This is a genomic window from Enterococcus sp. DIV0755f (assembly GCF_051713725.1).
GTDB classification, from domain to species: Bacteria; Bacillota; Bacilli; order Lactobacillales; family Enterococcaceae; genus Enterococcus_D; species Enterococcus_D casseliflavus.
Window position 1 is genome coordinate 1431196 of record NZ_JBIOQL010000001.1, and the last position, 20403, is coordinate 1451598.

Genomic DNA, 20403 nt, shown 5'->3' on the forward strand with positions numbered 1-20403 from the left:
TAAGGACTCCTTATTTTCTATATAATAGACGTATCGTGAAAATTTTACAAAAATTGAAAAGAAAGTCAATGTAATTTTCAAAAGTAAAAGCAGGAATATCTTATTATTTTTTGTAAGCAGATGAGTTGAAAGAATTTGCTTTTGAAAGTAAAGTATGGGTAGTCCAAATTGGAGGGAAATATATGTATGATGTAATTATCATCGGCGCAGGCCCTGCGGGGATGACAGCAGCGCTTTATGCGTCAAGATCGAATTTATCAGTACTAATGATTGAACGAGGAGCACCTGGCGGACAAATGAACAATACGGCTGAGGTTGAAAACTATCCTGGCTTCGAATCAATCTTAGGCCCTGAATTAGCATTTAAAATGTATGAAGGTGCCATTAAATTTGGTGTTGAAAATGCCTATGGGATCGTTCAAAGCATCACGGATCAAGGTGAGTTCAAAGAAGTTGCCACCGAAGACAAAACCTATCAAGGGAAAACAGTCATCATTGCCACAGGATGTGTACATAGAAAGTTAGGCGTCAAAGGCGAAGAAGAATTCGCAGGACGCGGAGTTTCATACTGTGCGGTTTGTGACGGTGCCTTTTTCCGTAACAAACGCTTGATCGTTGTTGGTGGAGGCGACTCAGCAGTCGAAGAAGCGATCTACTTAACGCAATTTGCTTCTGAAGTAACGATCGTTCACCGTCGTGATGAATTACGAGCACAAAAAATCATCCAAGACCGCGCATTTGCCAACGAGAAAATCTCTTTTATTTGGGATTCTGTTGTGGAAGAAATCAAAGGCAATGAGATGGTCGTAACTGGCGTGCAAATCAGAAACGTAAAAACGGATGAAGTGACAGAAGAAGCTGCTGGCGGTGTCTTTATCTATGTTGGTTTAGATCCGTTGACAGAACCATTCAAAGCTAGCGGTATCACGAATGATGCTGGCTGGATCTTAACAAATGATCAGATGGAAACTTCAATTCCTGGTGTTTACGCGATTGGCGATGTTCGTGAAAAAGGCTTGCGTCAAATCACAACGGCAGTCGGCGATGGCAGTATTGCTGGTCAACAAGTGTTTGATTTTATTGAAACACAAAAGGATGCTCAATTAACAAAATAATCTAATGGAATTAGCTGTTATTTTTAAAGTGTCAATCGCTTTTGATAGCAGCTTTTTTTATTTTTCGTTTGGTTATTCTTTGAGAAATCTGTAAGTAGTGTTATACTAATTTTAGAGCATTTTAATGGAAAAAGGAGAGGTTATTTTATGGCATGGGAACAAACATTTAATCAATGGAAAAACAGTGAACACTTAGATCCACAATTAAAAGAACAATTGACCGCATTAGAAGCAGATCCTGCGATGTTAGAAGACGCTTTTTATATGCCTTTGGAATTTGGGACTGCTGGCATGCGAGGGATTTTAGGACCTGGTATCAATCGGATGAACATTTATACGATTCGTCAAGCAACGGAAGGCTTGGCTCGCTTTATGGATACACAAGATCCCGAAACAAGACGTCGTGGCGTAGCGATTGCCTATGATTCCCGTCATTTTTCACCTGAGTTCGCGATGGAAGCAGCAAAAACATTGGCAAAACATGATATTCCAGCCTTTGTCTTTGAAAGCTTACGTCCGACGCCAGAATTATCTTTTGCTGTGCGTTACTTAAAAACCTTTACTGGAATCATGATCACTGCTTCTCACAATCCAGCCGAATACAATGGCTACAAAGTATATGGGGAAGATGGTGGGCAAATGCCACCAGCAGATGCGGATGCATTGACAAAATTTGTTCGGGAAATTGAAAATCCGTTGGAGATCCCTGTATTAAGTGAAGAAGAAGCCAAAAACAGCGGCTTGATCTCTATTATTGGCGAAGAAATCGATACTGCCTATCTGAAAGAAATCAAAGAAGTCACGATCGATCAAGAATTGATCGATACGGTGGGCAAAGATTTGAAACTTGTCTATACACCACTTCACGGAACAGGGCGGATGCTTGGCGAGAAAGCGTTGAAACAAGCTGGTTTCCAACAATTCATTATTGAACCCTCACAAGCGGTTGCTGATCCAAACTTCAGTACAGTAAAATCACCGAATCCAGAAGAGCACTCTGCCTTTGAATATGCGATTGCTTTAGGAGAAAAAGAAGGTGCTGATCTATTGATCGCAACAGATCCAGATGCCGATCGCTTAGGGGCTGCAGTAAGAATGCCAGATGGCAACTACCAAGTCTTGACAGGTAACCAGTTAGGTGCATTGATGATCCGTTACATTCTAGAAGCCCATAAAACAGCTGGAACATTGCCAGAAAATGCAGCAGTCTTAAAATCGATCGTTTCTAGTGAATTGCCAACAGCGATCGCTAAATCCTACGATGTTGATATGATCAATGTTTTAACTGGCTTTAAATTTATTGCCGAAAAAATCCAACAATTTGAAACAGACCATTCTCAAACTTTCATGTTTGGCTTTGAAGAAAGCTATGGCTACTTAGTTAAACCATTCGTACGGGATAAGGACGCGATCCAAGCGCTCGTTTTATTAGCAGAAGTGGCTGCTTTTTACAAACAATCAGACAAAACATTGTATGATGGTCTGCAAGATATTTTTGAAGAGTACGGCTACTATGCAGAAAAAACGATTTCTGTAACGATGAGCGGCATGGAAGGGGCAACTAAGATTGCTGCCTTGATGAAGACTTTCCGTGAAAAAGCACCTTCCGTCTTCGCAGGAACCCCTGTCGTGCAAACAGAAGACTTTAAATTGTTGACTCGTGTGGGCTTAGATGGTCACCAACAAAAAATGACCACACCGCCTTCTGATGTTTTGAAATACACCTTGGAAGATGAAAGCTGGATTGCTGTTCGTCCTTCTGGGACCGAACCTAAAATCAAGTTTTATATTGGTGTAAAAGGCGATACGGCAGAAGCAGCAGAACAAAAAATTGCTGATCTGCAAGCAGCGATCGAAGAAATCACAGGTGAATAAAGTCATCTGATGTCTTCATAATCAAAAAAATTGCAATTGACTGAATGATCCGAGTGGTAGAAAAAGAAGCGTTCGCTTCCCTCAGCAAACAGGTGTTGAGGGACCGAAGCTTCTAAAGGGAATTTTCTGACGCTTGGATCTATTCTTGTCTTTTAGCTCGTTTCTTCTCCTTGATCGTCGAGCATTGATTGACAAGCTGTCTATCAAGGGCTAAAATGCAAAAGGAAATAAGAGAGGATGTGGCGCGATGACTACGCCGAAACTAGAAGAAATTCAGCAAGTAACACAGATTTTTAAAATGCTTAGTGATCCCACTAGACTAAAAATTTTGTTGTCTCTTCAAGAAGGAGAGCGCAATGTCACTTCGATTGCAGAACAAGTACATATGGAACAATCAGCAGTTTCTCATCAGCTGAAACTTTTGAAAGATAATCGGATCGTAAAGTCGGAAAGACAAGGAAAAACCATCCTTTATAGTCTTGATGACAAACATGTTGTGGATATTTTGCAAAAAACATTCGAACATATCCATCACCGTTAAAACTAGGGCGAGAATTTCTCAAAAGTCCTAGTTTTTTCTTATTGTTTTTGGTATGCTAGTGGAAATATTAAAATTAGATGAACGGTTTTTAATAACGTTTTCAGTTAGGGGGCATTATGGGTAAGCAATTGAACATTGGATTATTAGGAATGGGTGTTGTCGGCAGCGGGGTATGCCAAGTGTTGGCAGAGCAAAAAGAAGCCATTCTGGCACGCACAGGAGTCAGTGTGCAAATCACGAAAGCATTAGCTTCGCCTTACGAGGATAAGTCTGCGTTAGCGGCTAAGTACGGGTTTGCGTTGACGAATGAGGCAAATGAGTTGTTTGAAGATGAGACCATCGACGTAATTGTGGAATTGATCGGGAAGATCGATCCGGCAAAAGCGTTTATTTCAGCTGCTTTAGAAAATAAGAAGCACGTTGTGACGGCAAATAAAGACTTGATTGCCACCCATGGACCTGAACTGCTGGCAATCGCTGAAAAAGCCGGGGTGTCTCTTTATTATGAAGCCAGCGTGGGTGGTGGCATTCCGATCTTGCGTACATTGAGCACCCACTATCTGCCTGATACCATCACAGGGATTTTTGGTATCGTCAATGGGACGACCAATTATATGCTGACAAAAATGACGGAAGATGGCATGACCTATGAAGATGCTTTGTCACAAGCCCAAGCAAAAGGTTTTGCCGAATCAGATCCTACTAATGATGTTGACGGTATCGATGCGGCCTATAAAATGGTGATCCTGACCAAATTTGCTTTTGGGAAAACGATCCATGTTGCTGATGTGGCAACAAAAGGCATCCGCGGCTTAGCTGTGGCAGATATTAAGCAGGCACAAGCCTTTGGTTATGAAGTGAAGTTGATCGGTGCAGCACAAAAGACAGTTGACGGTTCCCTTACTGTGTCAGTTGGACCTGTATTAGTGCCGAAAAACCATGCGTTAGCGACGATCCAAAACGAGTTTAATGGCATTTTTATCGAGAGTGAAGGCATCGATCAATCAATGGTTTATGGACCAGGAGCAGGATCGCGACCGACGGCCACCAGCGTGGTAGCGGATTTGACCGTTTTAGCAAAAAATAAAAGCTTTGGGATCGTTGAACCTTTTCTAACTTTTGAAAAAGAAACAGCATTAGCATCTGTAGAAGAAGTCCCTAGCCAGCATTATGTGTCTTTTTCAAGTCAAGAGATCAAAGGGAACGCTCTTCCAGAATGGTTTGCGTTTGAGCAAACGGTGTTCAACGAAGCAGACCAACGAATAGCTGGAATCACCAATCCAATGAGCGAAAAAGAGTTAACAGAAAAACTCGCAACTTATACCGATGCACAAGACATACAAATAATGAAAGTGATGGAGGAATAAACATGTATCAAGGATTATTGCATCAATACAAGGAATATCTGCCAGTCAACGAAAATACACCAGCATTGTCGCTGGCTGAAGGCAACACGCCGTTGATTCCCTTACCAAGCCTTTCCAAGGAATTAGGGATTCAATTGTATGGAAAATACGAAGGGCTGAATCCGACAGGCTCTTTTAAAGACCGAGGGATGGTCATGGCGGTGGCAAAAGCGGTGGAAGAAGGTGCCAAAGCAATCGTCTGTGCATCGACAGGAAATACCAGTGCGGCAGCAGCAGCTTATGCGACCAGAGCGGGGATCAAAGCCTATGTTGTTATTCCAGATGGCAAGATCGCTATGGGAAAATTGGCGCAAGCAATCGTTTATGGAGCCGACATCATTTCGATCCCAGGAAACTTTGATGAAGCGTTAAAAGCAGTACGAGATATTGCAGAAACCGAAGCCGTGGCGCTAGTAAACTCAGTCAATCCTTATCGTTTAGAAGGACAAAAAACAGCGGCCTTTGAAGTATGCGAACAATTAGGACAAGCACCGGATGTTCTTGCGATTCCTGTCGGTAATGCAGGGAATATCTCGGCATATTGGAAAGGGTTCAAAGAATGGCATGAGAAAAAAGGCACCGCGTTGCCAAGAATGCATGGGTTTGAAGCTGAAGGTGCTGCTGCGATCGTCCGTGGGGAAGTCATCGAACAACCAGAAACGATCGCTACAGCGATTCGGATCGGCAATCCAGCCAGCTGGCAGTTGGCAGAAGCTGCTCGTGATGAATCAAATGGACACATCGATGCAGTAACCGATGAGGAAATTTTGAATGCTTACCGTAAAATTGCTGCGCAAGATGGTGTGTTTATTGAACCAGGCTCAGCTGCCTCGCTGGCTGGTGTCATCCAGCACGTGAAAGCAGGGAAAATCAAACCAGGTGAGACTGTCGTTGCCGTCTTTACTGGAAATGGTCTGAAGGATCCTGATACAGCTATCAAAGCGACAGAAGTAACCATCAATAAGATGAGTGATTTAGAAGAAATGCGTCAGCATCTTCGTGAAGGAGTTGCCAATCTATGAAGATCCGCGTTCCTGCAACCAGTGCGAACTTAGGGCCTGGTTTTGATTCCTGCGGGATTGCCCTGTCAAAGTATTTGTTCATTGAAGTTTTAAAAGAAAACGATACGTGGGAAATCATCCATGAGCTAGGTTCAGAGATCCCAACGGATGAAACCAACTTGCTTTTGCGTGTGGCATTGAAATTAGCACCAAACATGAAGCCTTTGAAAATCCGAATGAGTTCGGACATTCCTTTGGCAAGAGGCTTAGGCAGCAGTTCCTCGGTGATCGTCGCCGGGATTGAACTAGCCAACCGCATGGCCCACATGAATCTGAGTGCAGCACAAAAGCTTGAGATCGCAACTGCCATCGAAGGGCATCCTGACAACGTTGGACCAGCGATTTATGGAGATTTTGCGGTTGCTGCTTACGACCATCAGCACAAGCATACGTATTTAGTCAAGCATCATTTTCCAGAGTGCGAGATCATTGCCTATATTCCTCATGAAGAACTGTTGACTGAAGCAAGTCGTCAAGTCTTGCCGCAGACCCTTTCGCACGAGCAAGCTGTCGAAGCCAGTGCGATCGCCAACGTGATGATCGCAGCGGTCATCAATGGCAATCTGCCTCTTGCAGGAAAATTGATGCAACAGGATCGTTTTCATGAAGCCTATCGGGAAAAGCTTGTGCCGCACTTGTCGACCATTCGCCAAATCTGCGAAGAAGAAGGCGGCTATGGCTGTTTCTTAAGCGGCGCAGGTCCTACGGTCTTAGCGATCGTCCCAGAGGAACGGGCAGAACGAATCTCAAAACTTTTGCATGCCTTGGAGAGCAATGCGTATATCGAACAATTACAAATCGATCGTGAAGGGCTGCAAGTGTTCTAAAAGAGAATAATAATAAATGAGCCACAGACCAAAAACGGTGAGCAGAAGATTTTCTGCTCACCATTTTTCATTGCTTCATCGATGTTAGTCTTTCGTTTCTGACGTGTAATAGCTATGATCTTCTAAGTTTAATGCATTTAAAATCATAGAGGCGGTTTCTTCGATGGAAAGAGAAGCGACATTGATCACGACACAGCCTAGTTTTTCATACAGATCATTAGCAAACGTCAGCTCCGCTTTGATTTTTTCTATATCGGAATACGCAGAATCTGGGTTCAAGCCGTAGGAGCGCATCCGTTCTTTGCGAATACTGTTTAACACATTCGGATCGTTTGTTAGCCCGACGATTTTTTTCGGATCGATTTCCCAGAGCTGTTTTGGGATGTGGGCTTGCGGTACTAAAGGCAGGTTAGCAACTTTTAAATTTTTGTTTGCTAGAAATAGACTCAAAGGCGTTTTTGACGTCCGAGAAACCCCTAGTAACACGACATCTGCTTCCAAGAAGCCACGAGGGTCTTTCCCATCATCGTACATAACCGCAAATTCCATGGCTTTGATGCGTTTGAAATAATTTTCGTTCAAGTGGTGCAAAGCCCCTGGCTCTCGTGAAGGTGCTACGCCAGTTCGTCGTTCTACTTCACTTACTGGAGGGGTCAATACGTCGAAATGGTAAAGGTCAGCTTCTTCACAAAAATGATTCGTCAAATCCACAAGTTCTTCTTTGATCAAGGTATGAAGAATAATGGCGTTGTGTTTTTTTGCATCAGACAAAGCTTTGATCAAATGCTCTTTTGTGTGGATAAACGTGCGTCTAAAAAGGTTAAATTCGACGCTGGGGTATTGGGCCATTGTCGCTTGTGCAAGCTTCGATGCCGTTTCGCCGGCAGAGTCCGACAACACGAACATCGTCACTGCGGCACTGGTTTGCAATTTTTCTTGCAAGTCTGGTTGTTCAGGTTCAGTTGGCTTCATAAGAAAAATCCTCTCTTGCTTTTTTATTGATTTCATTATACCATACTTAAGATCGATAGAATCGGAATGATTTTGATTTATCAGGAGGGCCTACGATGAAAAATCAAACACTTATTGAGCATGCCATGACTACATTGAAAGAAAATGGCTTTAAATATACCAAAAAAAGAGAAGCCATCATCACCTATTTAGTGAAGCGCAATCGCTATTTGCCAGCCAAGGAAATTCATGAATACATGTCAGAAAAGTATCCTGGCTTGAGCTATGATACGATCTACCGTAATCTGCATGATTTTTCTGAGATCGGTATTTTAGAAGAAACAGAGCTGAACGGGGAGATGAAGTTTCGCTATAACTGCTGTGCAGAATTAGAGGACCATCATCACCATCACTTTATTTGCACGGTTTGTGGCAAAACAAAAGAACTGCATATTTGCCCGATGGACTTCTTCCAAGAACAGCTTCCTGGCTGCTTGATCGAGGGACATCGCTTCGAGATTTTGGGCCGTTGTGAAGAATGTCAATGAAAACCCAAACAAACTTGATGGGATCGAAGACTTTTTTAACAGAATGCCTTGACACTTTTTCAGGGGTTAGCTATAATTTTTAAAGGACAGTCGTGTTTTTTGGGATTTTATTTCAATAACAACTACGGTTACTTTTTAAGCTCGGAGGGAGGGAATTTACATGTCAAAAACAGTCGTTCGCAAAAACGAATCACTTGACGATGCTCTTCGTCGCTTCAAACGTTCCGTGTCAAAAGCGGGTACTTTACAGGAATCTCGTAAACGTGAATTTTACGAAAAACCTAGCGTAAAGCGTAAGAAAAAATCTGAAGCAGCTAGAAAACGCAAAAAATTCTAATTTTCTACTGTTTTGAGAATTGGAGCTGGTAGTGTGACACTACTAAGTACACTGAATGATGACATGAAGACAGCGATGAAAGCCAAAGACAAGGAAACCTTGCAGGTGATCCGCATGTTGAAAGCATCAATTCAAAATGAGCAGATCAAAAAAGGTTCTGACTTGAATGAAGAAGAAGAGTTGACCGTTTTGTCTCGTGAGATGAAACAGCGTCGTGATTCTTTAAATGAGTTTGAGAAAGCTGACCGAAATGATCTAGCAGAGAAAGTCAAAGTTGAAATTGCAGTTGTTGAAAAATATTTGCCAGCACAACTCGATGAAGCGGAAATCCGCCAAATCGTCGCTGGAGCGATTGAAAAGACTGGTGCTTCTTCTTCCAAAGAATTTGGAAAAGTGATGGGTGCTGTAATGCCACAAGTTAAAGGCAAAGCAGACGGTAATCAAGTCAATGCGATCGTTAAAGAATTATTGGATCAAATGTAAGCTCACGCCGCAAGTATGGATGACATGCTTGCGGCTTTTTTTCTGATTTCGAAAACTTAAAAAAAGCATAAGGACAAGGGGAAACGACTGTTGTGCTTGATAAGTAATTTTTCTTTTTTCCATCTTATGTTATTATTAATAAGAACGCCAAAAAAGGAGCTGTAACATATTTGACAGACAAAACAATAACGATCGAGATAACACTTAGTGAAAACGATGACGTTCGTTTATTATTAGGTGCCCACGATAAGAACATCAAAATTATTGAAGACTCCACAGGAACGGTCATTCACACTCGTGGTGAGCTGATCCAAATCGTAGGAGAAACTGAAGCCGCTGAAAAGGCACAATCCGTGATTCGGGCTTTGCAAGAGTTGATCAAACGAGGCATCAATATCAGTACCCCTGATGTGATCACTGCGTTGAATATGGTGAATAAGGGCAGTCTTGATTATTTCAAAGATATGTATGAAGAAGAGATCATCAAAGACCGTAACGGCAAACCGATCCGAGCGAAAAATGCTGGGCAAAAAAAATATATCGAAGCCGTCCGTAAACATGATGTAGTGTTTGGTGTCGGCCCCGCTGGAACCGGAAAGACCTTCTTAGCAGTCGTAATGGCAATTGCAGCTCTAAAGAAAGGCCAAGTGCAAAAAATCATTTTGACACGTCCCGCCGTTGAAGCAGGAGAAAATCTTGGTTTCCTACCAGGAGACTTGAAAGAAAAAGTTGATCCTTACTTACGCCCCGTTTATGATGCGTTGTATCAAATTTTTGGGATGGATCATACGAACCGTCTCATGGAACGAGGCGTCATTGAGATCGCACCATTGGCATATATGCGTGGACGTACGCTAGAAGATGCCTTTGTCATTTTAGATGAAGCGCAAAATACGACGATCGCTCAAATGAAAATGTTTTTGACCCGTTTAGGATTCAACTCTAAAATGATCGTCAATGGCGATACCAGCCAGATCGATTTGCCAAAAGGGACTTTAAGCGGCCTGATCCACGCCGAACGAACGTTACAAGAGATCCCTAAAATTGCTTTTGCTAATTTTGAAGCAGGAGATGTCGTGCGGCATCCAGTTGTTGCCGAGATCATTCGCGCATATGAAGAAGCAGATCTTAAAGACAAGCGCTGATCGTCTTTTAGGAGGAGAACTATGATCATTCAACCACTACGGAAATTTAGAGAAAGACTTGGGAAATTCTATCTACCAGTTTTGATGTTCCTTTTCTTTCTTTTTTCGATTGGTATCATGTACACCAGCGTCAAACAAAACAATGTCGATTATAGCGAAGGTCAAGTGGCGGAAGAAAATATCCGTGCCAATAAAACGATCGAAAATACCGCTGCGACGGAACAAAAACGTAAACTGGCTGCCGAAGCTGTACCACCAGAGTACACGTATCAGGATACACTGGCGCAAACGCAGCATGATCGTATCGATCATTTATTTGACTTAGTTGCTTCAGTCAAAAAATCAGTGGATGAAGCTCATGAAAAAAAAGTGGCTGAAGCCGATGAGGATGAAAATATCCCTAAACCAAGTACAGATGAATATATCGCAGCCTTAAAACAAGAATTTGAAAAAATGAGTGATGATGAACTAGATTTTTATCAGTCATTTACCAATAATTTTTTGACGACGATGTTCTCATTAAGTGATGATGAATTAAATACAGTGCGTACCTATGCGCTACAATTAATAGATGAACAAATGGCGAAACAGATCCGCCAAACGGAATTAAGTACGTTCCGTTCTGAGGCGGAAGATAAGATCCAGTTCTTAGATGTTAGCTCAGATATGGCTTCTGTCTTACGTTTCTTAGTCAATCAAGGAATCGTCGTGAACGATATCCCAAATGAAAAACGGACAGAAGAAGCACGGCAAACCGCCATGGATGCTGTTCCTCCAGTGATGATTTATCAAGGAGAGATCATTGTCCGTGAGGGCTCGCAGATCGATGCCAATGCCCTAGAGAAGCTGCAGCTTTTAGGAATGACTAATCAGACCTTTTCTGTTTTTCCATTGATCGCTTTAGTGTTAGCAACAGTCTTACAGATGCTGATGGTGTTTTATTACACGAAACAGACGAAAGACGTGGAAAAACGGATGAATGCAGTCACGTTTTATATTTTGGCAATGGCATTCAGTATTTTGATCATGAAGTTTTTCCAACTTTTCCAATCTGAATTAGTGACCTTTATCCCGCTGTTTTTCCCAGCTGCGTTTACACCGTTGATCCTGAGTATTTTCTCCAGCCGTCGTTTGGGGATTTTGTCTGCGATTTTCCAAGTAATCAGTGCACTCTTTATTTACTTTGATTCTAGCGGAACCAACTTGTTGACGACCGTCTTAGTCACCTATTTGTTCTCTGGCTTGATGGGAACGATGATCAAGCGCGCCCGCATCGCTAGTCAAGGGAAAACGGCAGTAGCGTGGGTGATCGTCTTTCCGCTCTTACTGAGTTTTGTGCTGGTGATTTTCCAAGGAATGGATTTTGCTCGCGGGAACACTTGGACCACGATCATTTGTGGTTTAGCAGGCTCTCTCTTAAGCTATTTGCTAACGATGGGACTACATCCTTACATCGAATTGTTGGTGACGGATGAGAGTATGATCGTGTTAAATGAATTGAGTAACCCGAATCATCCATTGTTAAAACAGTTGCTGGAAGAAGCGCCAGGAACGTATCATCACAGTATGATGGTTGCCAATCTTAGTGCCAATGCCGTTGCCGAAATCGGCGGGCAAAGCTTACTGACTCGTGTGGCTTGTTATTACCATGATATCGGCAAGGTCAAACATGCCAATTTCTTCGTAGAAAATTTACCTGCTGGTGCCGAAAACCCGCATAATTTCTTGTTGCCTGAAGACAGCAAACAAATTATCTTCGGTCACGTGATCGATGGTGCGGAAATTCTCGAAGAAGCCAAAATGCCCCGCATGGTGATCGACATTTGTCGTCAACACCATGGCACGACCTTGATGCGTTATTTCTATGTGAAAGCCAAAGAGCGTAATCCCGAGGTGACGGAAGAAGATTTCCGTTATCCTGGTCCAAAACCGCAAACACGAGAAGCTGGCGTTGTGAGTATCGCGGATAGTTGTGAAGCAGCTGTTCGAGCGATGGAAAATCCAACAAATCAAAAGATTCAAGAATTTGTTGCAAATCTCATCAATGATCGGATCTTAGACGGTCAACTGGATGAAACAGGCCTGACTTTGAAAGAAATCCGAATGATTGAAAAATCACTGGTCAACGGACTTTGCAGTACCTTCCATTCACGGATCAAATATCCAAAAATGAAGTCGGAAGCAGAGAAAATGAAAGAAGAACAAGAAAGAAGAGAGCGCTAATGGAGATTACCTTTTTAGATGAGACAAATTCAGTGGGGGAAACCAAGATCAAAGAGATCGAAGGACTGCTGCAATTTGCTGCAGGACATTTAGAACTTCCAGAGGATACAGAAATGTCCGTCACATTTATGGACAATGCGGCGATCCAAGAAATCAATCGGGAGTACCGCGGCAAAGATATGCCAACGGATGTCATTAGTTTTGCCTTTGAAGAAGAAACAGACGAAGAGCTGTCGATCATTTTTGACGAAGCCCTTGAAGAGCTGCCGCGTGATCTTGGAGATATCATGATCTCCATTGAACGAGCGAAAGAACAAGCTGCTGAATACGGGCATACCTATGATCGGGAGCTGGGTTTCTTGGCGTTACATGGTTTCTTGCATATCAATGGCTATGATCATATGACACCTGAAGATGAAAAGGAAATGTTTGGATTGCAAAAGGAAATACTGGATGCCTATGGACTCAAAAGATAAGAATATTGGGAAAAACAAACAATTTATTTCGTCGATCGAATTTGCTTTCACTGGTATAAAAACCGTCTTTAAAGAGGAACGCAATATGCGTAAACATGTTGCACTAGGAATCGTTGCGATCATTGCGGGCTTTATTTTCCGTTTGAGTCAAATGGAATGGCTCTGGTTGCTACTAGCTGTTTTCTTAGTCTGGATCGTTGAGATCATCAACACCGTCTTTGAAAACGTCGTAGATATGTTTACAGATTTCCATTTCCATCCTATTGGAAAAAAAATCAAAGATATGGCAGCTGGTGCCGTGCTGATGACTGCAGTTTTTGCGTTAGTCGTCGCAGCGATCATCTTCTTGCCAAAATTGCTGCAGCTCTTCTGATGCGCACCAAAACACAAGATAAAGGGGAACAACAATGACAACACACAAATCAGGCTTCGTTGCGATCGTCGGGCGGCCAAATGTTGGGAAATCAACACTACTAAATCGAGTCGTAGGACAAAAAATCGCGATCATGAGTGACAAAGCGCAAACGACCCGTAACAAAATCCAAGGGGTCTACACAACGGATGACGCACAGCTGATCTTTATCGATACACCAGGGATCCACAAACCCAAACACCGTTTAGGCGATTTTATGGTTGAAACCGCCTATAGTGCACTGCGAGAAGTTGACGTGACGCTATTTATGATCAGTGCGGACCAAAAGCGTGGCAAGGGCGATGATTTTATTATCGAACGATTGCGCCAAAGTCAGACACCGGTTTTCCTCGTGATCAATAAAATTGATAAAGTCCATCCAGATGCCTTATTGGCAATTATTGAAGACTACTCCTCACAAATGGACTTTGCTGAGATCGTACCGATTTCCGCAACAGAAGGCAATAATTTCGAAACGTTAATGAAGCTACTGATCGATGAAATGCCAGAAGGGCCTCAGTACTTCCCAGAGGATCAAATCACGGATCATCCAGAATACTTTATCGTTTCTGAATTGGTGCGGGAAAAAGTCTTGCTACTGACCAGAGATGAAGTACCTCACTCAGTAGCGGTCGTGGTTGACTCCATGAAACGAGACCACAATGACAAGGTGCATATTCAAGCGACGATCATTGTCGAACGTGACAGTCAAAAAGGCATTATCATCGGCAAAGGCGGAAAAATGCTGAAACAGATCGGTACGAAAGCTCGTTTAGACATTGAACACTTGTTAGATGACAAAGTCTTCTTGGAATTATGGGTAAAAGTTCAAAAAGATTGGCGCGACAAGCAAACATTCTTAACAGATTATGGCTATCGCAAAGATGAGTATTGATGACATGCAGATCAAACATGATCTGTTTTAATGAAGAAAAACTGATACAGTTAGCGAACTGGATCAGTTTTTTTAAAGAAATGGGGTGCGACGATGAATCTTGTTGAAACAAAAGGAATCTTACTTTTTTCAAAAGACCATAAAGAAAAAGACAAGCTAGTCAAAATCTTTACGGAATCTGCTGGGAAGCAAATGTTTTATGTCAAGGGTGCCCATCGGAAAAACAACCCCTTGGCACCAGCGCTGCTCTCCTATACTGAAGCCACCTACATGGGAACCATCAAAACGGAAGGCTTGTCCTTTTTAAACAATGCCAAAGACATCCATCCTTTTCGTACGATCCAAAGTGATATTTTTATTGCTGGTTATGCAACCTACTTATTGAATTTGGCTGATTCTGCTATTGATGATCGGGTCTATGACCCACATCTATACCAATTTTTACATGAGGCCTTGCAATTAATGGACCAAGAAAACGACGCAGAGATCATCACCAATATCTTTGAGATCCAGATTTTGCACCGTTTCGGGATCACCCCGAATTGGACCCATTGTGCGATCTGCGGAAAAACCGACGGTCGGTTTGACTATTCCTCAAAATATAGCGGTATTTTATGTGAACAGCACTGGGGGATGGACGAACGTCGTTATCATGCTGATTCTCGGGCGATCCATTTTATTCGCTTATTTTCGCAAATATCCTATGAGCAGATTGCTTCAATCAAATTAAAGCCAGAAACGAAAGCCGCGATCCGACGAGTGATTGATTTATTATATGATGAATATGTGGGCATTTATTTAAAAAGTAAGAAGTTTATCGATCAGATGGGGCAATGGCAAGACGTCTTAAAACCGAAAAATCAATGATAGAGTTGGCGAAACTTCAATGGAGTTAAGCCGACTCTTTTTTTGAATAATGCTGTAAAGTGACTTGCATCTTGAAACCCCACTGCGAAGGCAGCTTGTTGAATGGGCAGATCTGGCTGTGCCACCAAAAGCTCTTTGGCTCGGGTCATGCGGTAGTTCAATAAATATTGTGCAGTAGATTGCCCCAAAAAACGTTGGAACAAACGTGAGAGATACTGTGGTGACACATAGACGAGCCCTGCTAGTTCTTTGATCGTGATCGCCTGATCGTAATTCGTTTCGATTTCTTGTATAACGGGAACCAGATATTGTTGGAACAGCGGGTGTTTTTCTGTTGGATTCCCTGAGCGTTCTTGCATGATCGCCAATAAAAAGCGGTAACATTCGCTAGAAGCCCGTAGCGGGTCCCAACTGATTTGTTGGTCTTCTTTGATCCGTTGATTGATCCAGGTGACATAAGAAAAGGTTTCTGACTCTTCAGCTAATATATAGGGCTGATTCGTGTACTGCTTTAACACCTCAGCTGCCAAAGGGCCTTGGAATGTGGCGAAGGATGTTTTCCAGTTAGTCAATGGATAATAGCGATGGGGCGTAAAAGGAAAAATCAAAATGCCTTCATTCGGACGTAAGATAAACGATTCCTGACCAAATGTGATTCGGCCTTCCCCTTGCTCGGTTTGCAGCCAATGGAAGTAGGGATAGCCATCAGGACGAGCGACGTCATCTTGCGCCCAATCGTTGCCGATGCTTTCCAGAGATAAAGGCAGCTGCTGATTGGTTTGATAAAAGTAGATAGGCATAGTGTACCTCCGTGTTTCGAAAAGTTATAAAATAGTGTTTCATGTATTATACTACAACAGAATGAAAAGCCTTACAATAAGAGAGTAGAAATCATTTTATTTTAAAGGAGCGTTCACTTACATGACAAAATTTTTTGATAGAATTCTATTTGGCGGCGATTATAATCCAAATCAGTGGCCGAAAGAGATTTGGGAAGAAGACATTCGGATCTTTAAAAAAGCAAGTATCAATAGCGCGACCGTCAATGTTTTTTCATGGGCAAAGATCCAACCCTCTGAAAATTGTTATGATTTTGAGGAATTGGATCAAATCATCGAAAAATTAAGTACGGAAGGTTTCGACATCGTCTTAGCCACTTCCACAGCTGCTTTGCCAGCTTGGATGTTTAAGAAGTATCCAGAAGTCGCTCGCACCGATTATGATGGACGCCATCATAAGTTTGGGCAACGGCACAATGCCTGTCCAAACAGTTTGGTTTATCAAAAATACGCAGAACGCTTGGCAACGAAATTAGCCGAACGTTACGGCGAAAATCCACAAGTGACTTGTTGGCACATCAATAATGAATACGGCGGCGAATGTTATTGCGACAACTGTGAAAAAGCGTTTCGTGTCTGGTTAAAGGATAAATATCATACGATCGAAGCACTGAATAAAGCCTGGAATATGGAATTTTGGGGTCATACCGTGTATGAATGGGATGAAATCGTGTTGCCAAATGCGCTGTCAGAAGGAATCGGCTATGACAAGACGGCATTTGCAGGAATTTCTATTGACTACCGGCGGTTCAACTCGGATAGTCTTTTAAAAAACTACATGATGGAGCGGGACGCTATTCGGAAAATCGATCCCACAACACCGATTACAACGAATTTGATGGGAACCTTTAAAGGACTGGATTATTTCAAGTGGGCAAAGGAAATGGACCTTGTTTCGTGGGATAATTATCCATCGTACAATACGCCATGGAGCTTAGTAGCCATGACCCATGATTTAATGCGCGGGTTAAAACAGCAACCCTTTATGCTGATGGAACAAACACCTTCCCAACAAAACTGGCAGCCTTATAATTCATTAAAAAAACCAGGACAGATGCGGGCGCAAAGCTATCAAACGATTGCTCATGGGGCAGATACGATCCAATACTTCCAATTGCGACGTTCCATTGGTGCTTGTGAGAAATTTCATGGTGCGGTCATCGAACATGTCGGTCATGAAGACACGCGGGTTTTCCGAGAAACAGCAGCTCTTGGGGCTGAATTAGCGCAGCTTTCAGACATCATTGGCACGCAAACCCAAGCACAGGTTGCTGTGATTTTCGATTGGGACAATTATTGGGCTTTAGAATATACGAGTGGTCCAACCGTTGACCTGAAATATGTGGAACAGATCCATCGCTACTATCGCTATTTTTACGAACAAAATATTGCGGTCGATTTGGTTCCCGTGGATGCTGACTTATCAAAATACAAGCTAGTCGCAGCTCCGGTTCTGTACATGATCAAAGAAGGGATGCAAGAGCGGCTAACTGATTTCGTTATGCAAGGCGGTGCTTTACTTACAACGTATATGAGCGGCATCGTTGATCAATCAGACAATGTTCACTTAGGCGGTTACCCTGGCCCCTTGCGGGAGTTAGCTGGCATCTGGGTGGAAGAAATCGATGCATTAGCGCCAGAACAATCAAACGGGGTTTCGTTAGTTAATGAAGAACTTTCAGGAACAAGTAATTTAGTCAGCGATTTGATCCATTTAGAAAACGCCGAAGCGCTAGCGCATTACACGAGCAATTTCTATGCAGGAATGCCGGCAGTGACCAAAAATACATTTGGCGATGGAACCGTCTATTACTTTGGTGGACAGTTGGAAGATCAGCTGCAAGATCAGCTTTTCAAAACAATCGTCGAAGAGTCCGATATTACCCCAGTGATCGAGGAGGCAACAAAACTAGAAATTGCCTGTCGTGAAAATGCAGAGGCGAAATTTTTCGTCATCATCAATTTCCACGAAGAAGCACAACCGCTGCCAGAAATGTTTGTTGGAAAAACGGATCTTCTGACGGGCGAGGTTCTTTCTTCAGAAATGATGCTGACGCAATACACCACCTATATCGTCAAAGAGGAGCGTAACTGATGCGAACTTTTGCTATTGAAGATGACTTTTATTTAGACAACACGCCTTTGAAAGTGATCTCTGGAGCGATCCATTATTTTCGTGTCGTTCCTGAATATTGGCAAGATCGTTTAGAGAAACTACGCTTGATGGGCTGTAATACCGTTGAAACCTATGTTCCTTGGAATCTTCATGAAGCACAGGAAGGTGTCTATCAATTTGATGGGATCCTTGATTTGCGGCGATTTATCCAAACGGCACAAGAAGTAGGGCTTTATGTCATTTTGCGACCAGCACCTTATATTTGTGCGGAGTGGGAATTTGGGGGACTGCCTTATTGGCTATTGCAAGACCCTATGATGAAGCTTCGGTTTGATTATCCCCCATTTATGGAAAAAATCACTCGTTATTTCGCCCATTTGTTTCCACAAGTGCGGGATCTGCAGATCACCCAAGGCGGTCCGATTATAATGATGCAAGTAGAAAATGAATACGGCAGCTACGCCAATGATAAAGAGTACTTGCGGAAAATGGTGGCTGCGATGCGGCAGCATGGTGTAGAAACGCCGTTAGTGACCTCTGACGGACCTTGGCACGATATGCTAGAAAACGGCAGTATCAAAGACTTGGCATTGCCTACGATCAACTGTGGCTCCAACATCAAGGAAAATTTTGAAAAACTTCGAAGATTTCACGGAGAAAAACGGCCACTGATGGTCATGGAATTTTGGATCGGCTGGTTTGATGCCTGGGGTGACGACCAGCACCATACGACCTCAACACAAGATGCAGTAAAGGAATTGCAGGATTGTTTAGCATTAGGTTCTGTCAATATCTATATGTTTCATGGCGGGACCAACTTTGGCTTTATGAACGGGTCAAACTATTATGAACGCTTAGCGCCGGATGTCACTAGCTATGATTACGATGCCTTGTTGACAGAATGGGGAGAACCTACTGCCAAATACCAAGCCTTCAAAAAGGTGATCGCTGACTATGCGGAAATTCCTGAGTTTCCCTTGAGTATGAAAATTGAGCGAAAAGCTTATGGAATATTCTCAGTGAAAGAACGAGTCTCCTTGTTTTCGACGATCGACACGATCAGTCAACCGATTATAAGTAATTACCCGTTATCGATGGAAGCCTGCAATCAAGCGACAGGTTATATCTATTATCGCTCACTGATTGGGCCTGCTCGGAAGATTGCCGACTACCGTCTGATCAATACGATGGATCGTGCCCATACGTTTATCAACCAGGAACTTTTGCGCATCGATTACGATCAAGAAATCGGTCAAACCTACAGTTTCGATTTATCAGAATCAGAAAACGAGTTGGGGATCTTAGTGGAGAATATGGGGCGGGTCAATTATTCCGTAAAAATGAACCATCAGCACAAAGGCATCAAAGACGGTGTGATCATCAATGGTGCCTTCCAAAGCAACTGGGAAATCTATCCCTTACCGATGGATAATTTGCATGCCATTGATTTCCAAGGAAAATGGCAAAAAGGACAACCAAGTTTCTCACGCTTTGAATGTGTTTTTGATGAATGTGCAGATACCTTTATCGAATTGCCAGGCTGGGGTAAAGGGTTTGTCCAAGTCAATGGTCATACGATCGGCCGTTTCTGGGAAAAAGGACCGCAGCAGCGCTTGTACGTCCCAGCACCGTTTTTAAAAATCGGAATGAATGAGATCATTGTTTTTGAAAGTGATGGGAAAATCGCTGATGAGATCGTCTTTCATGATCAGGCGGATTTAGGCCCAGAAGCATAAAAGTTCAAATTAATCATTGACAAACCCTAGCTTCAACTACTATCATAAGGGTAATCGAATCCGTGCTATGATCGGAAGAAAGAAAGAAGACCATTCCATGAAGCGAACTTGGGAGAGTGAAAGCCAAGTTGGAACCTTATTTCGCAGGCGTCCGTGAGCATGATCAATGAAGCTGCCGACTTGTCGGAAGTAGGGTGGAACCGCGAATTTATCGTCCCTATATCTATACAAAGTGTATAGATATAGGGACTTTTTTATGTTTCACACCAAGAATAGCCAAAAACAAAGGAGGGTTTTTATGTTATTTGATATGACGATTCCAGCAAGTGCGTTTACCGAAAAAAAGCTCAAAGTATTAGCAAGTATTCCATTGCAAGTTCGCCTTTTAAAGGATGAACAGCTTTTACATGAATTTACAACGAGTCCAGACCAAATGCTTTACGACTTATCGGATGTTTTAGAAGCAGATGTCGTGGTCGAAGTGAAATTGATCCCTGGATCAGTTGTCGAATTTTATCCTGTTGTCAATGCGTTATAAGAAAGGAAGAAA

20 protein-coding genes are annotated in these 20403 nt (G+C 42.7%); 18 read left to right on the forward strand and 2 right to left on the reverse strand.

Going from position 1 to position 20403, the window contains the following annotated elements:
* Positions 1-182 precede the first annotated feature (182 nt).
* From trxB to thrB, 6 genes are all read left to right on the forward strand, one after another.
* A complete protein-coding gene (gene trxB / locus IGI73_RS06410; protein ID WP_015509534.1) occupies positions 183-1115 on the forward strand; it encodes a thioredoxin-disulfide reductase in 933 nt (310 codons plus the stop codon).
* A gap of 147 nt (positions 1116-1262) precedes the next feature.
* A complete protein-coding gene (locus IGI73_RS06415; RefSeq protein ID WP_087627355.1) occupies positions 1263-2990 on the forward strand; it encodes a phospho-sugar mutase in 1728 nt (575 codons plus the stop codon).
* A 247-nt stretch (positions 2991-3237) separates the two neighbouring features.
* Complete coding sequence (locus tag IGI73_RS06420; protein WP_005225828.1) at positions 3238-3531, forward strand: ArsR/SmtB family transcription factor; 294 nt, start codon at positions 3238-3240, stop codon at positions 3529-3531.
* A 116-nt stretch (positions 3532-3647) separates the two neighbouring features.
* The gene (locus IGI73_RS06425) at positions 3648-4898 is read left to right on the forward strand and encodes a homoserine dehydrogenase (RefSeq protein ID WP_081116560.1); all 1251 of its coding nucleotides are present in this window, start codon (positions 3648-3650) and stop codon (positions 4896-4898) included.
* Positions 4899-4900: 2 nt separating this feature from the next.
* Positions 4901-5959, forward strand: a complete 1059-nt coding sequence (thrC, locus tag IGI73_RS06430; protein WP_005225830.1) for a threonine synthase — start codon at positions 4901-4903, stop codon at positions 5957-5959.
* Positions 5956-6825 carry a homoserine kinase gene (thrB, locus tag IGI73_RS06435; protein ID WP_005225831.1) on the forward strand — a complete coding sequence of 290 codons (870 nt, stop codon included), beginning with the start codon at positions 5956-5958 and terminating at the stop codon, positions 6823-6825. The genes thrC and thrB overlap by 4 nt, the downstream gene beginning before the upstream one ends.
* A gap of 84 nt (positions 6826-6909) precedes the next feature.
* On the opposite strand, the gene IGI73_RS06440 is transcribed toward thrB, so the two are convergent.
* Positions 6910-7797 (reverse strand): pyruvate, water dikinase regulatory protein, encoded by an 888-nt coding sequence (locus IGI73_RS06440; RefSeq protein WP_010748043.1) that lies wholly within the window; start codon positions 7795-7797, stop codon positions 6910-6912.
* Positions 7798-7892: 95 nt separating this feature from the next.
* Between IGI73_RS06440 and IGI73_RS06445 the strand changes: the two genes are divergently transcribed.
* From IGI73_RS06445 to recO, 9 genes are all read left to right on the forward strand, one after another.
* A complete protein-coding gene (locus IGI73_RS06445) occupies positions 7893-8324 on the forward strand; it encodes a Fur family transcriptional regulator (RefSeq protein ID WP_005225833.1) in 432 nt (143 codons plus the stop codon).
* 160 nt (positions 8325-8484) lie between these two features.
* Positions 8485-8661 (forward strand): 30S ribosomal protein S21, encoded by a 177-nt coding sequence (gene rpsU, locus IGI73_RS06450; RefSeq protein WP_002356740.1) that lies wholly within the window; start codon positions 8485-8487, stop codon positions 8659-8661.
* A 33-nt stretch (positions 8662-8694) separates the two neighbouring features.
* Entirely contained in the window at positions 8695-9144 is a 450-nt protein-coding gene (locus IGI73_RS06455; RefSeq protein WP_005225841.1) for a GatB/YqeY domain-containing protein, read from the forward strand.
* Positions 9145-9314: 170 nt separating this feature from the next.
* On the forward strand, positions 9315-10289 hold the full coding sequence (locus IGI73_RS06460) for a PhoH family protein (protein WP_005225842.1): 975 nt from the start codon (positions 9315-9317) through the stop codon (positions 10287-10289).
* 21 nt (positions 10290-10310) lie between these two features.
* Positions 10311-12512, forward strand: a complete 2202-nt coding sequence (locus tag IGI73_RS06465; RefSeq protein WP_005225843.1) for an HD family phosphohydrolase — start codon at positions 10311-10313, stop codon at positions 12510-12512.
* Complete coding sequence (gene ybeY, locus IGI73_RS06470; RefSeq protein ID WP_005225844.1) at positions 12512-12988, forward strand: rRNA maturation RNase YbeY; 477 nt, start codon at positions 12512-12514, stop codon at positions 12986-12988. Before IGI73_RS06465 ends, ybeY begins: the two co-directional genes overlap by 1 nt.
* Positions 12972-13361, forward strand: coding sequence for a diacylglycerol kinase family protein (locus IGI73_RS06475; RefSeq protein ID WP_016610244.1), 390 nt, complete (start codon positions 12972-12974; stop codon positions 13359-13361). The genes ybeY and IGI73_RS06475 overlap by 17 nt, the downstream gene beginning before the upstream one ends.
* A gap of 34 nt (positions 13362-13395) precedes the next feature.
* Positions 13396-14295 (forward strand): GTPase Era, encoded by a 900-nt coding sequence (gene era / locus IGI73_RS06480; protein ID WP_005225846.1) that lies wholly within the window; start codon positions 13396-13398, stop codon positions 14293-14295.
* Between the two features lie 93 nt (positions 14296-14388).
* Positions 14389-15162 (forward strand): DNA repair protein RecO, encoded by a 774-nt coding sequence (recO, locus tag IGI73_RS06485; protein ID WP_074535734.1) that lies wholly within the window; start codon positions 14389-14391, stop codon positions 15160-15162.
* On the opposite strand, the gene IGI73_RS06490 is transcribed toward recO, so the two are convergent.
* Positions 15156-15962 (reverse strand): AraC family transcriptional regulator, encoded by an 807-nt coding sequence (locus IGI73_RS06490; protein WP_005225848.1) that lies wholly within the window; start codon positions 15960-15962, stop codon positions 15156-15158. The two genes, recO and IGI73_RS06490, sit on opposite strands and share 7 nt — an antisense overlap.
* Positions 15963-16083: 121 nt before the next feature.
* Between IGI73_RS06490 and IGI73_RS06495 the strand changes: the two genes are divergently transcribed.
* From IGI73_RS06495 to IGI73_RS06505, 3 genes are all read left to right on the forward strand, one after another.
* The gene (locus tag IGI73_RS06495; protein ID WP_428206334.1) at positions 16084-18096 is read left to right on the forward strand and encodes a beta-galactosidase; all 2013 of its coding nucleotides are present in this window, start codon (positions 16084-16086) and stop codon (positions 18094-18096) included.
* A complete protein-coding gene (locus IGI73_RS06500) occupies positions 18096-19853 on the forward strand; it encodes a glycoside hydrolase family 35 protein (protein WP_428206333.1) in 1758 nt (585 codons plus the stop codon). The genes IGI73_RS06495 and IGI73_RS06500 overlap by 1 nt, the downstream gene beginning before the upstream one ends.
* 298 nt (positions 19854-20151) lie before the next feature.
* A complete protein-coding gene (locus IGI73_RS06505; protein ID WP_015509542.1) occupies positions 20152-20391 on the forward strand; it encodes a hypothetical protein in 240 nt (79 codons plus the stop codon).
* Positions 20392-20403 lie beyond the last annotated feature (12 nt).

What these genes read in the sequence shown, in the direction of transcription:
- trxB (WP_015509534.1), top strand. Translation starts at nt 183, where the DNA reads ATGTATGATGTAATTATCATCGGCGCAGGCCCTGCGGGGATGACAGCA.
- IGI73_RS06415 (WP_087627355.1), top strand. Translation starts at nt 1,263, where the DNA reads ATGGCATGGGAACAAACATTTAATCAATGGAAAAACAGTGAACACTTA.
- IGI73_RS06420 (WP_005225828.1), top strand. Translation starts at nt 3,238, where the DNA reads ATGACTACGCCGAAACTAGAAGAAATTCAGCAAGTAACACAGATTTTT.
- IGI73_RS06425 (WP_081116560.1), top strand. Translation starts at nt 3,648, where the DNA reads ATGGGTAAGCAATTGAACATTGGATTATTAGGAATGGGTGTTGTCGGC.
- thrC (WP_005225830.1), top strand. Translation starts at nt 4,901, where the DNA reads ATGTATCAAGGATTATTGCATCAATACAAGGAATATCTGCCAGTCAAC.
- thrB (WP_005225831.1), top strand. Translation starts at nt 5,956, where the DNA reads ATGAAGATCCGCGTTCCTGCAACCAGTGCGAACTTAGGGCCTGGTTTT.
- IGI73_RS06440 (WP_010748043.1), bottom strand. Translation starts at nt 7,797, where the DNA reads ATGAAGCCAACTGAACCTGAACAACCAGACTTGCAAGAAAAATTGCAA.
- IGI73_RS06445 (WP_005225833.1), top strand. Translation starts at nt 7,893, where the DNA reads ATGAAAAATCAAACACTTATTGAGCATGCCATGACTACATTGAAAGAA.
- rpsU (WP_002356740.1), top strand. Translation starts at nt 8,485, where the DNA reads ATGTCAAAAACAGTCGTTCGCAAAAACGAATCACTTGACGATGCTCTT.
- IGI73_RS06465 (WP_005225843.1), top strand. Translation starts at nt 10,311, where the DNA reads ATGATCATTCAACCACTACGGAAATTTAGAGAAAGACTTGGGAAATTC.
- ybeY (WP_005225844.1), top strand. Translation starts at nt 12,512, where the DNA reads ATGGAGATTACCTTTTTAGATGAGACAAATTCAGTGGGGGAAACCAAG.
- IGI73_RS06475 (WP_016610244.1), top strand. Translation starts at nt 12,972, where the DNA reads ATGGACTCAAAAGATAAGAATATTGGGAAAAACAAACAATTTATTTCG.
- era (WP_005225846.1), top strand. Translation starts at nt 13,396, where the DNA reads ATGACAACACACAAATCAGGCTTCGTTGCGATCGTCGGGCGGCCAAAT.
- recO (WP_074535734.1), top strand. Translation starts at nt 14,389, where the DNA reads ATGAATCTTGTTGAAACAAAAGGAATCTTACTTTTTTCAAAAGACCAT.
- IGI73_RS06490 (WP_005225848.1), bottom strand. Translation starts at nt 15,962, where the DNA reads ATGCCTATCTACTTTTATCAAACCAATCAGCAGCTGCCTTTATCTCTG.
- IGI73_RS06495 (WP_428206334.1), top strand. Translation starts at nt 16,084, where the DNA reads ATGACAAAATTTTTTGATAGAATTCTATTTGGCGGCGATTATAATCCA.
- IGI73_RS06500 (WP_428206333.1), top strand. Translation starts at nt 18,096, where the DNA reads ATGCGAACTTTTGCTATTGAAGATGACTTTTATTTAGACAACACGCCT.
- IGI73_RS06505 (WP_015509542.1), top strand. Translation starts at nt 20,152, where the DNA reads ATGTTATTTGATATGACGATTCCAGCAAGTGCGTTTACCGAAAAAAAG.